Source organism: Pollutimonas thiosulfatoxidans (genome assembly GCF_004022565.1).
Classification (GTDB): Bacteria; Pseudomonadota; Gammaproteobacteria; order Burkholderiales; family Burkholderiaceae_B; genus Pusillimonas_D; species Pusillimonas_D thiosulfatoxidans.
Genome location: NZ_CP022987.1, coordinates 668,826 through 682,697 on the forward strand (window position 1 = coordinate 668,826; position 13,872 = coordinate 682,697).

At 60.7% G+C, this 13,872-nt stretch carries 11 protein-coding genes; 7 read left to right on the top strand and 4 right to left on the bottom strand.

All coding sequences use genetic code 11. The annotated features are described in order from the left end of the window. Window positions 1-153: 153 nt before the first annotated feature. The 7 genes from CKA81_RS03255 (at window position 154) to CKA81_RS03285 (ending at window position 9,827) form a co-directional block, all read left to right on the top strand. A complete protein-coding gene (locus tag CKA81_RS03255) occupies window positions 154-477 on the top strand; it encodes a hypothetical protein (RefSeq protein ID WP_128354024.1) in 324 nt (107 codons plus the stop codon). Then, a complete protein-coding gene (locus CKA81_RS03260; RefSeq protein ID WP_128354025.1) occupies window positions 474-1,745 on the top strand; it encodes an NHLP bacteriocin system secretion protein in 1,272 nt (423 codons plus the stop codon). Before CKA81_RS03255 ends, CKA81_RS03260 begins: the two co-directional genes overlap by 4 nt. Beyond that, a complete protein-coding gene (locus tag CKA81_RS03265; protein ID WP_128354026.1) occupies window positions 1,745-3,907 on the top strand; it encodes an NHLP family bacteriocin export ABC transporter peptidase/permease/ATPase subunit in 2,163 nt (720 codons plus the stop codon). Before CKA81_RS03260 ends, CKA81_RS03265 begins: the two co-directional genes overlap by 1 nt. Then, window positions 3,888-6,845, top strand: coding sequence for an NHLP bacteriocin export ABC transporter permease/ATPase subunit (locus tag CKA81_RS03270; RefSeq protein ID WP_128354027.1), 2,958 nt, complete (start codon window positions 3,888-3,890; stop codon window positions 6,843-6,845). Before CKA81_RS03265 ends, CKA81_RS03270 begins: the two co-directional genes overlap by 20 nt. An 11-nt stretch (window positions 6,846-6,856) precedes the next feature. Beyond that, complete coding sequence (locus CKA81_RS03275) at window positions 6,857-8,245, top strand: TolC family outer membrane protein (protein ID WP_164878330.1); 1,389 nt, start codon at window positions 6,857-6,859, stop codon at window positions 8,243-8,245. A gap of 110 nt (window positions 8,246-8,355) precedes the next feature. Continuing rightward, the gene (locus CKA81_RS03280) at window positions 8,356-8,715 is read left to right on the top strand and encodes a hypothetical protein (RefSeq protein ID WP_128354029.1); all 360 of its coding nucleotides are present in this window, start codon (window positions 8,356-8,358) and stop codon (window positions 8,713-8,715) included. A 56-nt stretch (window positions 8,716-8,771) separates the two neighbouring features. Beyond that, the gene (locus CKA81_RS03285; RefSeq protein WP_128354030.1) at window positions 8,772-9,827 is read left to right on the top strand and encodes a mechanosensitive ion channel family protein; all 1,056 of its coding nucleotides are present in this window, start codon (window positions 8,772-8,774) and stop codon (window positions 9,825-9,827) included. A gap of 55 nt (window positions 9,828-9,882) precedes the next feature. Here CKA81_RS03285 and CKA81_RS03290 read toward each other — a convergent pair whose 3' ends face one another. Genes CKA81_RS03290 through coxB form a run of 4 tightly spaced genes read right to left on the bottom strand, consistent with a single transcriptional unit; the run spans window position 9,883 to window position 13,862 of the window. After that, complete coding sequence (locus CKA81_RS03290; protein ID WP_228255773.1) at window positions 9,883-10,236, bottom strand: two pore domain potassium channel family protein; 354 nt, start codon at window positions 10,234-10,236, stop codon at window positions 9,883-9,885. A gap of 43 nt (window positions 10,237-10,279) precedes the next feature. Next, window positions 10,280-10,678 carry a hypothetical protein gene (locus tag CKA81_RS03295; protein WP_128354031.1) on the bottom strand — a complete coding sequence of 133 codons (399 nt, stop codon included), beginning with the start codon at window positions 10,676-10,678 and terminating at the stop codon, window positions 10,280-10,282. After that, window positions 10,675-13,176, bottom strand: coding sequence for a cytochrome c oxidase subunit I (gene ctaD, locus CKA81_RS03300; RefSeq protein WP_128354032.1), 2,502 nt, complete (start codon window positions 13,174-13,176; stop codon window positions 10,675-10,677). Before ctaD ends, CKA81_RS03295 begins: the two co-directional genes overlap by 4 nt. After that, entirely contained in the window at window positions 13,173-13,862 is a 690-nt protein-coding gene (gene coxB, locus CKA81_RS03305) for a cytochrome c oxidase subunit II (RefSeq protein ID WP_164878331.1), read from the bottom strand. The genes ctaD and coxB overlap by 4 nt, the downstream gene beginning before the upstream one ends. Window positions 13,863-13,872: the final 10 nt, after the last annotated feature.

Below are 13,872 nucleotides of genomic sequence, written 5' to 3' on the forward strand. Positions count from 1 at the left end.
ATGGGTCTTGCAGTGGTTGAGTAATAGCGGTTACCGCCCAAAGCTGCAAGAAGACTGCAAAAGATAACAATAAACGCGTCTTTTGACTACAATCGTATATAAATATGACAAGCGCCCACGCAAGACACAGGGCGGGCAAGGGGGACAATTTTGTTGAACACCACCAAACGGGAAGGGGGCGCTTGCGCGCTTACTGATCGTCTCCGTCGCGATAGCAGCTTCCGAACGCTGCTCGAGAATGACACCCAAGCGGCACTGCAAGCCGCTGGCATCTCCGTACCCAGCGGGGTACAGGTTCGCTATGCCCGCGATGCGGCGATGGCTGTCCAAATGACGCTCGACGGTGCGCCAGCCCAGACCGAGCGCTCGCTTAGCGATGCTGAACTGATGGGCGTGGCAGGGGGCGTAAGGTCGGCCAGCGACAATGCCGAAGACATTCAACGTTTCCTTAGCGCCATCAAACGTCGCGTCTCATGAGTGGTCTGTTTCGTGCAGCCGCTCTAAATAAAATCGCCAACCCCGATCAGCTGGACCGCACTTTACAGGTGGTGCGGCCGCTGCATACCCTGGGCGTTGCAGTGGTGGCATTCATTGTGATCGGCGGCTTCGTGTGGAGCATTTTTTCTACCGCTCCGCTGAAGGTGCTGGGGCAAGGCATACTGCTGTCGGCGGAAGGTGTGTCGCTGGCTACCGCGCCTAAAGATGGTCGCGTGGAAGACATCACCATAGAACCCGGCGATGCGGTGCAGGCGGGCCAAGTCATTGCCATTATCAGCCGGCCTTCGGCGCTGGACGAGATCACCGCCAAAGAGGCCGAGCTGCGCGACGCGCGCAACGTGCTGCACGCGGTCCAGGCCGCCCATGATGTCAACCAGAAGAACCAGAACGATCTCTTGCTGACCAAGCAAAGAGCCCTGACCGAACGCCTGGACAAGCTGGCCACGCAGCATGCGCTATTGACCGCCCGGCGGCGCAACGAAAACGAGCTGCTGAACAAAGGCTACCTGACCGCCATCAAGGTCAACGAAACCGATACCTTGCTGGCCGATTTGGAAAGCCGTATTGCCACCGCGCAGAACGACCGCAGGGAACTGCAGGTGGCCAGACTGGTGGATGAAGCGCAAAAGCAGAAAGAGATCCAGGACATTGCCGTGCGCGTTTACTCGCTGGAGCAACAACGCGAGAATCTTCAGCGCGAGTACGAGCGCAATCGCTACGTACGCGCGCCAGTGACTGGCACGGCAGTGGAGTTCAGCGTGAACGAGGGCGCCTTGGTCAGCATGGGGCAAGCCATCGTGCGATTGCTTGCTGCAGATGCCGGCGCCCATGGTCGCCTGGAAGCCATCATTTTTGTGTCGAACACGGATGGTAAGAAGATCAAGCCGGGCATGTCCGCGAACATCATGCCTTCGACCACCAAGCCCGAGAAAGATGGTTTCATACGCGGCACCGTGCTGGAGGTTGCGCAGATTCCGTCTTCACGCGAAGGGATCATGCGCCGCCTGCAAAACGCCGCGCTGGTCGATACGCTGCTGAAAAGCGGCGCGCCTTTCGAGGTGGAGATAGGCCTGGAGACCGACCCGGCTTCCCCCAGCGGCTATCTTTGGTCGTCTGGACGCGGGCCGGACATCAGCATCGACGTTGGCACGATGGCAAGCGCGGATGTGGTGGTGGGCAAGCGGCGTGTGATCAGTCTGGCCCTGCCGGTGTTTGATCATATCTTCCGCTGGCTGGAGGCATACTGATGCGGTGGTTTGCAGGGCAGGGCGCGGGTCGGGTTAGAACGCCCACTGTTTTGCAGATGGAGGCGCTGGAATGCGGGGCGGCGGCCCTTGCCATGGTGCTGGCCTACCATGGTCGATGGGTGCCGCTTGAAGAGCTACGCCTACTGTGCGGCGTATCGCGCGATGGCAGCAAAGCCGTCAATATCCTGAAGGCGGCACGCAGCCTGGGCATGGATGCACGCGGCATGCGCGTCGAGCCCGCGGGCCTTGCTGCGCTGGCCATGCCCGCCATTCTGTTTGTCGACATGAACCATTTTGTGGTCCTGGAAGGCGTAGCAGGCGGCTTCTTCTATATCAATGACCCGGCCACGGGCAAGCGCAAGGTCAGCGCCGAAGACTTCGATGGCATGTTCAGCGGCATTGCACTGGTCTTTGAGAAAACTTCCGACTTCCAAACCGCCGGCGCACCGCGCCGCATGCTGCCGGCCTTGTTCGAACTGACCAGGGCGTCCCTGCCGGCACTGATCGTGATCTTCTGCGCGGGCTTGCTGGTGGCGGCCATCGGCATCATCACTCCGGCATTCAGCCGGGTGTTCATCGACTACGTGATGATAGAGGGGCTGAAGGATTGGCTGACGCCGCTGCTGATCGCCATTGCGGCCGCCGGCCTGACGCTTACATTGATTACCTGGCTGCGCGAGATTCTGATTACCCGCTTGCACATCAAGCTGGGCCTGGTGCTGACCGGACGCATGACCTGGCACGTGCTGCGCTTGCCGCCCAGCTTCTTTGCGCAGCGCTTTAGCGGCATGATCAGCGCGCGTATTCCCTACGCCGAGCAGATTGCTCAAATGGCCTCGCAACAATTGGCGCAACTGGGCACCAGCCTGACCATGCTGGTGTTCTTCACTGCCTTGATGCTGCAGTATCACTTTATGTTGACGGTGGCCTGCGTGTTGCTGGCCAGTACCAATGCCTTGGTGTTCGCTTACTTGCGCCGGCGCCTGGGCGAGTCGTCCGAGAACGTTGCCTTGCAGGCAGTCAAGATGGAAGGCAAGGTCATGCAAGGCCTGCAGATGATGGAAACCATCAAGGCCACTGGCGCCGATGATGTGTTCTTCGAGAAGTGGGCCGGCTTGCAGACGCTGTTCATCAACGCGCACCAGCGCGTGGTGCCCTTGCAAACATTGGTGGATTCGCTGCCCACGCTTACCGCAGCGCTGACAGGCGCCTTGGTGCTGGCCCTGGGTGGCTACTATGTGATCGAGCACGAACTGAGTGTGGGCATGCTGGTCGCCTTCACCTTGATTGCCAGCTCGTTCTCGGCGCCGGTACAAGAGCTGATGGAGCTTGCTGGTGCCTTGCGCAACGCGCAGGGCCCGCTGGCGCAAGTGGACGACACGCTGCGCCACCCGCTGGCCCGGGAGTTCGTCGCTACCGATCTTGTACAGCCGACGTCCCTGCGTCTGTCGGGCAGCGTTTGCCTGGACGGCGTGGCCACAGGCTATTCGAAGCTAGAGCCGCCGCTGATTGATGATTTAAGCCTGGATCTGAAGCCGGGCAGCCGGGTGGCATTGGTGGGCGGTTCGGGCAGCGGCAAAACAACGATAGGCCGGCTGATATCCGGCATGCTGGACCCGTGGTCGGGCGAGATACTGTTTGATGATCATCCCGCCCACCGGCTGCCGCGTTTGCTGCTGCGTCACTCGCTGGCGGTGGTCAACCAGGACATTGTCTTGTTTGAAGGCTCGGTGCGCGACAACCTGACCTTGTGGGATGACACCATCCCGCAGGCACAACTGGTGCAGGCCGCCAAAGACGCCATGATCCACGATTTGATCATGACCCGGCGCGGCGGCTACGACAGCCTCGTGCAGGAAGACGGGCGCAACTTCAGCGGCGGACAGCGGCAGCGGCTGGAAATTGCGCGGGCGCTCGCCGGCGACCCGACGCTGCTTATTCTGGATGAAGCCACCAGTGCGCTGGACACCGTAACCGAGCAAGCCATCATGACGAATCTGCGGCGGCGCGGCTGCACCTGCATCATCATTGCGCACCGCCTGAGCACGATACGCGATTGCGACGAAATTATCGTGCTGGGCAGAGGACGAGTGATCGAGCGCGGTACGCACGATCAATTGATGCAACTGGAAGGGGTATACCGTGGGCTTATCCAGCACTGATCCGCTGGCAGGCCCGGCGCTACACGCTCTTGTACAGGCAGAAGGGCGGCGGCTTACGGTGGCCGGCAACACGCCTTTTCTACTGAACGATACGGCTACTGTCTGGTGGCTCCAGCAGGGCCGCATTGAACTGTTTCTGGTCGACATACGCGAGGGCGAGGCCGGCGGTGCCCGCCGCTACTTTGCTTCGGTCGAGCCTGGTACGCTGTTGTTCGGCCTGGATGCGTCCGCACCCGAGTACGAGAACATGGGACTGCTGGCTGTTCCCCATGTGAATACTGAAGTGGTCGGGTTGTCGATGGGGGCGGTGCACGGGCTCGCGGCCAGCGGCGAGGCCGGCCTGGACCTGGCGGCGCCGATAGATGAATGGATCGCCTTGATTTCGCAGGGCCTGGTGGGCTGGATAGGGGCAGGGCCGGTGGTTCATCAGTCCCTGCGCTTGGGGGAAGTGGCGCTGGTGGATGCGCACCGACGCGCCAGTAGCGCGACGGGTGTTCAGTGGGTGGGGCTGCCCGGCGCTAGCGCCTTGTACTTTGATACGCAAGAGCTGCCCCGACATGAGGCCCAGTGTTGGCTGCCTCTTACGCCGGCAAGCTGGGTATTGATCGGCGAAGCTTTGGAAGTGCAGCCGCTAAGTACCGCGCAGTTGATAACGCAGGGTGATATCTGGCGGGGCCTGAATGTCTTGCATCAGTTGATGCCACCGCTGGCCGGCATGAATGTGCGCCTGGCCAACGTGGACGAACACAATCGCCTGCGTAGCCGTGCAGCGTCGGCCGAACGCGAATGGCAGCAAGGCATGGGGCAGCTTCGGGCTGTATTGGATAAAGGCGATGGCGCATCGCGCGGGGTCGCCAGCCGCAACCAGGCGCTGGTCCAGGTGCTGGAAGTGATCGGCGAGCGCGAGGGCTTTATGGTAAGTGTACCGTCGTCTGGCAGACAGGCCGGCGACGACAATGCCCCGCCGTCCTTGTCGGCCATTGTGCGGTCCAGCAAATTGCGTCAACGGCGCGTATTGCTGCGGCCTGACTGGCACAAGGTGGACACGCACGCGATGCTGGGCTACGCCCTGGATGATGGCCGTCCATTGGCCATATTGCCCCAAAGTGGAAAGCCGCCAGTTGTCTACGACCCTGCAAGCGGCATCACGGTTACGGGGCGCGATGCCCTGGCGATGCTGGACATCGAGGCCGTGTCATTTACCGCGCCCTTGCCGCCGCACAGTATTGATTGGCGTAGCTTGGGCCGATTCACCTTGTCGCGGGGATGGCGCGATTTGCTGGTTCTGCTGCTGTCCACCCTATGCGGCGGGCTGTTGGGCATGGCGGTCCCGGTGGCGTCGGGCTACCTGATCGACACCGTGATCCCCGGCCATGATCGCAATCATCTGGTGCAAGTCGGCATCATCGTGGCGGTGTTGGGCGTGAGTGGTTTCGTGATGAGCTACGTGGGCGTCATTGCTTTTAATCGCTTCGAGGGCAAGGCGGGGTCTGCCTTGCAGGCGGCCATCATCGATCGCCTGTTGCGGCTGCCGGCGGGCTTCTTCCGCGACTTCACGGCGGGCGACCTGGCCTTGCGCGCCAGCGCAATCACCCATGTGATGCGCTTGCTTACCGGCACTGCGGCAAGCGCCATCATGGGCGCCATGTTTGCCGTCTTCAGTTTCACCTTGATGCTTTGGTACGACTGGCGCATGGGCCTGTGGGCGGGCCTGGCCACCTTGATCTACGCTGGCGCCACAGTGGTGCTGATCGTGCTGCAGTTGTCGTTTGAACGGCAGTTGGCCCAACGCAGCGGCGAGCTGCAAAGCATGATGCTGCAATTCATCAGCGGTATTGCCAAGCTGCGTCAATCGGCATCCGAAGACCGCGCCTTTACCCGCTGGGCCAGGCGCTTCTCGTCGGCCGAGCGGATACGTGCATCCGCGTCTAGCTATCAAAATATTCAGATTGCGCTGAATGCCTTCTTTGGGCTGGCGGCACTATTTTTGTTTTTCATGCTGTTGGGCAAGTTCCGCGAAACGGACGAGGTCAGCATGTTGGGCGTGGGTGCCTTCGCGGCGTTTCTGGCGGCCTTCAATAACTTCAGGGGCAGCATCACGCAACTGACGCAGACACTGGGCTCGTTGCTGGCTGTACCGCCTTTATTGTCGCGCGCCATGCCCATTCTTCAAGCCATGCCTGAGGTCTCCGACGACAAGGCAGACCCCGGCCTGCTGTCGGGTGCGGTCGAGTTTTCCCATGTGTCGTTCCGCTACCACCCTGATGGCCCATGGGTAGTGGACGACGTCAGCATTGCCGCGCGATCGGGCGAATTCATTGCCATTGTCGGCGGCTCGGGCAGCGGGAAATCCACCCTGATACGTTTGCTGCTGGGTTTTGAAGCCCAAGAGTCGGGCGCCATCATGTTGGACGGCAAAGGCATGAACGACCTGGATGTACAGGCGGTGCGTCGGCAGATGGGTGTGGTGCTGCAGAACAGCAGTCCCATGCCCGGATCCATTCTGGAAAATATCGTTGGCATCACCAACGGTACACAGGAAGAGGCCTGGCAGGCGGCGCGTAAAGTGGGGCTGGCTGAAGACATCGAGGCCATGCCCATGGGCATGCACACCATGGTGACCGAAGGCGCGGGTTCTTTGTCGGGCGGGCAGATGCAAAGATTGATGATTGCACGGGCCATCGTCGGCGACCCCCGTATCCTCGTGCTGGACGAAGCCACCAGTGCCCTGGACAACCGCACGCAGTCGGTCGTTACCGAGAGCCTGGATCGCTTATCGGTTACGCGCATCGTGGTCGCGCATCGACTAAGCACGGTCACGCGGGCTAACCGCATTTATGTGATGGACGCCGGTTGCGTCGTGGAGGTTGGCAACTATGACGAGCTGATGCGCAAGAACGGACACTTCGTCCGCCTGAGCGCAGCCCAGCTTGTTTGAATGAAATGCGTATGACTACTTCCTTCTTCTATTCCCTTCGCGCTATTGGCATACTGATGTTGACCTTGCTGGCTTGCATTGCCTGCGCTCCGCTTGCCGCACAGACCTTCACGGAAGCCTTGACGCGCACTTACCTGACTCACCCGGAGCTGGCCGCCCAGCGGGCCAACTTGCGTGCCTTGAACGAAGATGTGAATACCGCCCTGAGCGGCTGGCGCCCCACCGTGTCGGCGTCGGCCGGCGTGGGCCGCAATCTGAACACCGCAACGCAGCCCTATGGCTCTCCGACTGTCATGCACCATACGCCATCGGATGTGACCCTTACTGCCTCGCAGCCCCTGATCAATTGGACGACCCAGCCCAAGGTGGAGGCCGCCGAGGCCAGAGTGATGCAAGGCCGAGCAGAGTTGGTCACGACCGAGCAGTCGGTTTTGTTGGCGGCTGCCCAGGCTTATGTGGACGTGGTGCGCAACCGCGAACTGCTGCGTCTGCATGAAATCAACGAGCAGGGATTGCTGCAGCAGATTGATTACCGCCGCGAGTACTTCAAGCGTCAGTTGGGCACCGGCACCGAGCTGGCGCAGGCGCAGGCTCGCCATGCGGCTGCCAAGGCGCAACTGGAGCGCGTCAGAATGCAATTGGCCACCGCTGTGGGCGCTTTTCGCCGCATGACCGGCCTGCCGCCGGGCAAGCAGATGCAGCTGCCCGAGGGCTTGCCGCCTTTGCCCGACGACATGGAGGCCATCGTTGCCAATGCCGTATATGCCATGCCGTCAGTGCGCAGCGCATTCTATGGCGTGCTGGCGGCCCGGGCAGATGTCGAAGCGGCCCGGGGAGGCTTGAAGCCTACAGTCACGCTGGATGCCAGTACGTCGCGGCACAGGCATCCCAATTACGTAACGCCCAGCCAGCATGAGGCGACGATCAAGCTGACCTTGCGGATTCCGTTCTATCAGGGCGGCTCGGACTGGTCTTCAGTGCGCGGCAACCGGCAACGCGAGCTGCAGCAGCAAATGCAGTTAAGCAACTCACGCCTGAAGGCACGCTACGACGCATCGGAGGCATGGTTCGGCCTGGCGGCGGCGCAAGCAGAGATCGACGCTTTCAGGATCGCGATAGCGGCCAATAAAGAGGCCTACGAAGGTGTCAGGGAACAACACGCGGTCCTGGGCGAACTGACGCTGCTGGAGGTTCTGAACGCGAGGCAGGAGCTGTTTTCGTCGGAGGTTTCCTTCGTTGAGGCGCGCAGCCGCGCGGCCATATCGCATCTGCAGCTTCTGGCCGTCCAGGGCCGCTTGACGGCCGAGGGCCTGGATCTTCCTGTAGCCAGTTACGACCCCGTGCAGGATTTCGAGCAGACACGCGGCCGATGGATAGGGGACGACACGCCAGAGGGTTAGCAGGCTTTGTTTTGTATAGCTCTTTAGAGCTATTGGCCCACCGCCATGCACTGCCTACACTTCGGTCAAGTCAAGCGTTGTTGCTTGATTGCGTAAATAGGAGAAGCCTCATGACCCTTACCGTAACGAATGTGGAAGCCATCAAAGAGTTGGTCAGCACCAATCCCGCACTATGTGAAGAACTGCGTAATGTTTCGTCCCGGCAAGAGTTCACCAACAAGCTTGCCACAGCAGCGCTGGCCAAAGGGATTGTGGTCGATGAGGCCGCCCTGGGCAAAGGCCTGGATGTTGCTTTCGACCAGTATTCAAGCAATGCAGAACTATCCGACGAGCAGCTTGAAGGTGTCACCGGTGGGCTTGTCCTGACTACTGGCGCACTGCTCGGACTGGTGGCTGTCGTTGGCATCGTTTGTGCGGTCGCCGGCATAGCCGGCGCCTTCGGCGGCAAGCTAATAGACAAATTGCTGTAATGTAGGGCGGCACGCCACTTGCCGCGCATCGTGCTTCGAACTCGAGCGGAGCAAGCATGATGCGCGATTGGTGGCTGCAAACCACGGTGATGTCGGTCCCTGTATGGAATTGGCTCCTGGCCATCACCGCGACAGTAATCATCTTTTTTATCCTGACGACACTGCGGCGCTTTATACGCGGGCGAGTGGTCGATCACCCTGAAGCACCGGGCGGTTTCCTTATTCGCGTGCTGCTGCGCGCCGTCGCCAGCACCAGCTATTTTGCCTTGCTGGCGCTGTCCATTTTGTTGGGCGTCAAGCTGCTGGAGCTGCCTTTTTCATGGCAGGCCGGCATCTCCCAATTGTGGTTCGTGGCCGTCGTGCTGCAAGTCGCCCTGTGGCTAAGCGGTGCCATTACCTACGGGCTGGATCGATACCTGGCACGTCGCCCGGATTTGAATCCGGTAACCATCACCATACTGGGGATCTCTGCCCGCTCGGTATTGTGGGCGGTCGCCGTGCTGGCTGTGCTGGACAATATGGGCGTGAACATCACCGCCTTTGTCGCGAGCCTGGGCATAGGCGGTATTGCAGTGGCGCTGGCGGCACAGGTAGTGCTTAGCGATTTGTTTGCCTCCGTATCCATCGGGCTGGACAAGCCATTCGAGCCCGGCGACTTCATTGTGGTGGGCGCCATCGCTGGCAGCATAGAGCATGTGGGCTTGAAGACTACCCGTATACGCAGCCTGGGCGGTGAACAGATCGTGTGCAGCAATACCGAACTGCTCAAGCAAACCATACAGAACTACAAGCGCATGGACCTGCGGCGCATCGCCTTTAAGTTTACCGTTGCTTATGGAGCAGGCGCATCGCAGGCGCAAGACATTGCCAACTCAGTGAAGGCGCTGATTGAAGGCACCGAAGGCACGCGTTTTGATCGCGCACATTTGCTGCAGTTCAGCGAACGCGGGCTTGAGTACGAGGTGGTCTATTACGTGCTTAGCGCTGATTACAACCGCTACATGGATATACAGCAGGCGATCAACCTGGGCATTATGCGCGAACTGGAGCAGCGGGGACTGGAGTTCGGGCGCGCCGAAATAAGGGTGCATCAGTTGGGCCAAGCGGCATAGCACCCCTGGCGTATAACGGGGGTCGAGGAATCGGATCCGAGGCCAGTGGTCGGCATCAGTCGTCGTCAAGATGGAATTTATGGATTAGGCGATGCGCCAGTGGTGCCAGCACCAACCCCAGGGTAGCGACAAAAACCAGCCCAACCATCATTCCATAAAAGGAAAAGAACAACTTTCCGGCGGTGGTGGCCGGCAGTATGTAAGGGCCTATGCCTGCAATGATCAGCGATGTGTTCAAGACGGCATCATGCCAATGTATGGACTCGATCCACATCATGCCCAGTACACCCATGGCCAAGGCCACCACAATAATGGCAACAGCCATGGCAAAGTGCCACAGCATGCGCAACGTGAAATGTCGCGTGGAAAGGATATTTTCGTTCTTGGATTCGTACATGCTTGCCACCATGGTAAGGGTCCGCAGGCATCCTAACCCAAAGTACCCAAATAGGCTAAGCGATGCAGGCGGGGACAAGCAGAATCGGCAGTCCTGTGACCAGCGTGGCTGCCACCGCGCTGACGTCAAGCGCGACGGTAACCCGCGCCAGGCGACTGGTGGCGACGGTCGTGGGGTCTTGTTGATTGCCTGCTCCATGCCACCGCTTCCAGCTTTGCATTGCAAGCCATACATTTCCTGCAATAAAAACAAGCCACACGACGGCCAGGGCCCAGGAGATGAGCCCGCCCATGGCGGGTGCATGCAGCATGGCGACACTGCCCGCCGCCTCGGCGTAACGACAGCCGAGTGCGTGGGCGGCATACAAGATGGTCAGGCACACTGCCCATAACGAGTATCCCGCCAAGGCGCGCCATAGTGTCGGTCGTCGTTGTGCCGGGCGATCATCGGTCATGGCATGATCCTGGGCATGGCGTACAAGGTTGCAGCGGCGGTGATTGCAACCAGCGCTGTATAGGCCAGCCACAAACGCAAGACGTCTGGTTCCAGTCGGCGCGCGACCGAAACAAAACCGGCACGACCGCGTAGCGCCACATGTAGGGCCATAACGCAGCCGACGCCGCAATGCAGGGCGGCATAGCAGGCCAGAACAGTCGTTACGGCTGCATAGGCATGACGGCTTGCGGGTGGCAGTGCTGCAAGGACGCAGCCGAACGCTACGACGCCGATGGCGCTTGCGATCGCAGCAGCCACAAGGCCGAGATCACGTTGCGACGCTAGGCCACGCTGATTGGCACGGCAAGCCCAATGTGCTGCTGCGACTGCGAAAACCGGGGCGGCCAACACCAGGATTCCCAGCCATGCGGGCAAGTCCAGCCAGGTAGCGGGTGGCCAGTTCGGCGCCATAGTTTGCAGGAAGAGGGCCCCGAACAGTAGCGAGCCATATAGCGCGGCATTGCCGACCAGGGCGCAGCACATGCCCCACCAGCCGGGTGCGCCGGACGCCGCCAGATGCACCGGCAGCCATACGCCCGGGCCCGCGTGCACGGGAGCGGGGTCATCGCGTAAGCCCCCCTGCCATGCCCAGCGCAAGAACAGCAGCAAAGCCAATGCGGCGCCGACCATGGCAATGCCATAGGCCTTGAACAACAAGCAGATAAAGAACAAGCCAGTTGCCAGGCCGGCATATAGCGGCAGCCAGGTAGGACCGGGAAGCTCCACGACGCTTTGCGGTGATCCGGTGATGACGTCTACGCTGAGGGTCTGGCGGTGGCCCGGCGCGGGCGCGGCCAACCAATGCTTGCCCGAGGCCGCATCGACGCCCAATTGCGCATCGTCCCACAAGGGATAGCGGCCCTGTACCTCGGGTATGGTGGCGAAGTTGTAGTTGGTGGGCGGCGTGGGCATGGCCCATTCCATGGTACCGGCCTGCCACGGATTGCGCGCAGCGGGGCGGCCCAGCCGCACATGCAGCAGCATATCCAGCAGGAAAACAGCAAAGCCGATGGCCTGGATGAAGCTTCCCATGGAAGACACCAGATTCAATGTGTCCCAGCCGGCGTCGGCAGGGTAGGCATAGACACGTCGCGGCATGCCCAACAAGCCGGTCAGATGCATGGGCAGGAAGGTCAGGTTGAAGCCCAGGAATATCAGCCAGAATGCACAGGTGCCGGCACGCTGCGAGGAAAGGCGTCCGGTAAAGTGCGGCATCCAATAGCAGGTCGCGGCCAGCACCGGAAAGATCATCCCACCTATCAGCACATAGTGCAGGTGGGCGACCACGAAGTGCGTGTCGTGCGCCTGCCAGTTAAAGGGCACCAGCGCCAGCATCACGCCCGTCAGGCCGCCGATCACGAAGATGACCAGGAAGCCGCCCAGGTAAAGCATGGGCAGTCCAAACCTGACGTTTCCTGACCACAGGGTGCCCAGCCAGGCAAAGAACTGCACAGCGGTCGGTATCGCCACCAGCATACTGGCCGCCGAGAAAAAGCCGACCGCCATCTGCGGTATGCCGACCGCAAACATGTGGTGCACCCATAGGCCGAAGCTAAGAAAGCCCATTGCCACCACCGCGACGACGACCCATACGTATCCCTCCAGCGGGCGCTGCGCAAAAGTGGGAATCATGGTGGAGACCATGCCTGCGGCGGGCAGGAAGATGATATAGACCTCGGGGTGGCCGAAGATCCAGAACAAGTGTTGCCACAGCAGTGGATCGCCGCCGTTGGCGACCTCGAAGAAAGGCATGCCGAAAGCGCGCTCGAGTTCGAGCAGTATGCTGCCCAGGATCAATGGTGGAAAGCCCACCAATATCATCCCCGCGGTGATCAGCATGTACCACGCAAAAATCGGCATGCGCGTCAGCGACATCCCCGGCGCGCGGAACTTCAGTATGGTCGTGATCAGCTCGATGGCAGCGCACACCGCGGAGATCTCGGCGAAAGTGATGCCAATTAACCAGATGTCGCTATTGATGCCGGGCTGGTAGGTAGCGCTGGATAGCGGCGTGTACATGAACCAACCGCTGTCCGGCGCGACCCCCCATGCCATGCCTCCCATGAGGATCAAGCCGCCAAACAAGTAACACCACCATGCGTATGCGCCCAAGCGCGGATAGGCCATGTCGCGCGCACCCAGCATCTTGGGCAGTAGATAAAACGAGAAACCCTCGAGCATGGGGATGGCAAACAGAAACATCATTACCGTGCCATGCATGGTAAAGACCTGGTTGTAGGCATTGCTGTCCAGAAACGCATTGCCCGAAGTGGCAATTTGCGCACGGATCAGCATGGCCAGCACACCGCCCACCAGGAAGAAGAACAGCGCTGCCACGATAAACCGGCGTCCGACGGTCGTATGGTTGACGGCGGATAGGCTGCGCCAGCCAGGCGGCGTACCCCAGTCTGCATCAAGGGCATGATGGCGCGCGACCGCAGATATTTCTTGCGTCATGGCGTCACCCTCGTTAAAGACAACTGCTGCAAGGCGCCCACCAGATCGGCTTCTTCATGCGCAGTCAATTGCAGCGGCATGTTGGCATGGTCGGCACCGCAAAATTCCGCACATACGCCGTCGTAGACGCCAGGCTCGTCGGCCTGCAGGCGTATGGAGTTGCGTCGCCCCGGGATGGCGTCGATCTTGCCGCCCAGGCGCGGTATCCAGAAGCTGTGTATGACGTCATTGGATGTGAGAATGATATGGAAGGGGACGCCGGCAGGTACGTGTATCCGATTGACTGCATGGCGTGGGCCATCCGGTGCGTCCAGGTGGGTAACTTCCCACCACCATTGATGCGCCTGCACATGCACGCGGTATACCTCTTGGCCGTTTGATAGTGGCGCCTGAATATCGCTAGCCCGAAGGCCGTATACCAGCAGCGCGAGCAGTACCGCGCCCGGGAACACCAAGCCGCCTCCTACCAGAAGCAGGCGCGCAGAGGAGCGATCCTCGCTGCGGGGGCGACGCAAGCACGCCCTTGCCGCCAACGCGATCATCAACACCAGGATAGCTGCAGCAGACCAGGCCATGACGTGCCAGATGGTGGCAATGGAAGCTGCCGCCGGGCCGGCTGGTGCCAAGGCAGACAGCCGGCCGTCCGCGCAACCCGCCAGTAGGGCTAGCGTTGGCGTGGCGACCATCGCTGCCGCC

Bases quoted from the DNA above. Each gene is read 5' to 3' on its own strand.
- CKA81_RS03260 (WP_128354025.1), top strand. From the start codon at position 474: ATGAGTGGTCTGTTTCGTGCAGCCGCTCTAAATAAAATCGCCAACCCC.
- CKA81_RS03265 (WP_128354026.1), top strand. From the start codon at position 1,745: ATGCGGTGGTTTGCAGGGCAGGGCGCGGGTCGGGTTAGAACGCCCACT.
- CKA81_RS03275 (WP_164878330.1), top strand. From the start codon at position 6,857: ATGACTACTTCCTTCTTCTATTCCCTTCGCGCTATTGGCATACTGATG.
- CKA81_RS03280 (WP_128354029.1), top strand. From the start codon at position 8,356: ATGACCCTTACCGTAACGAATGTGGAAGCCATCAAAGAGTTGGTCAGC.
- CKA81_RS03285 (WP_128354030.1), top strand. From the start codon at position 8,772: ATGATGCGCGATTGGTGGCTGCAAACCACGGTGATGTCGGTCCCTGTA.
- CKA81_RS03290 (WP_228255773.1), bottom strand. From the start codon at position 10,236: ATGGTGGCAAGCATGTACGAATCCAAGAACGAAAATATCCTTTCCACG.
- CKA81_RS03295 (WP_128354031.1), bottom strand. From the start codon at position 10,678: ATGACCGATGATCGCCCGGCACAACGACGACCGACACTATGGCGCGCC.
- ctaD (WP_128354032.1), bottom strand. From the start codon at position 13,176: ATGACGCAAGAAATATCTGCGGTCGCGCGCCATCATGCCCTTGATGCA.
- coxB (WP_164878331.1), bottom strand. From the start codon at position 13,862: ATGGTCGCCACGCCAACGCTAGCCCTACTGGCGGGTTGCGCGGACGGC.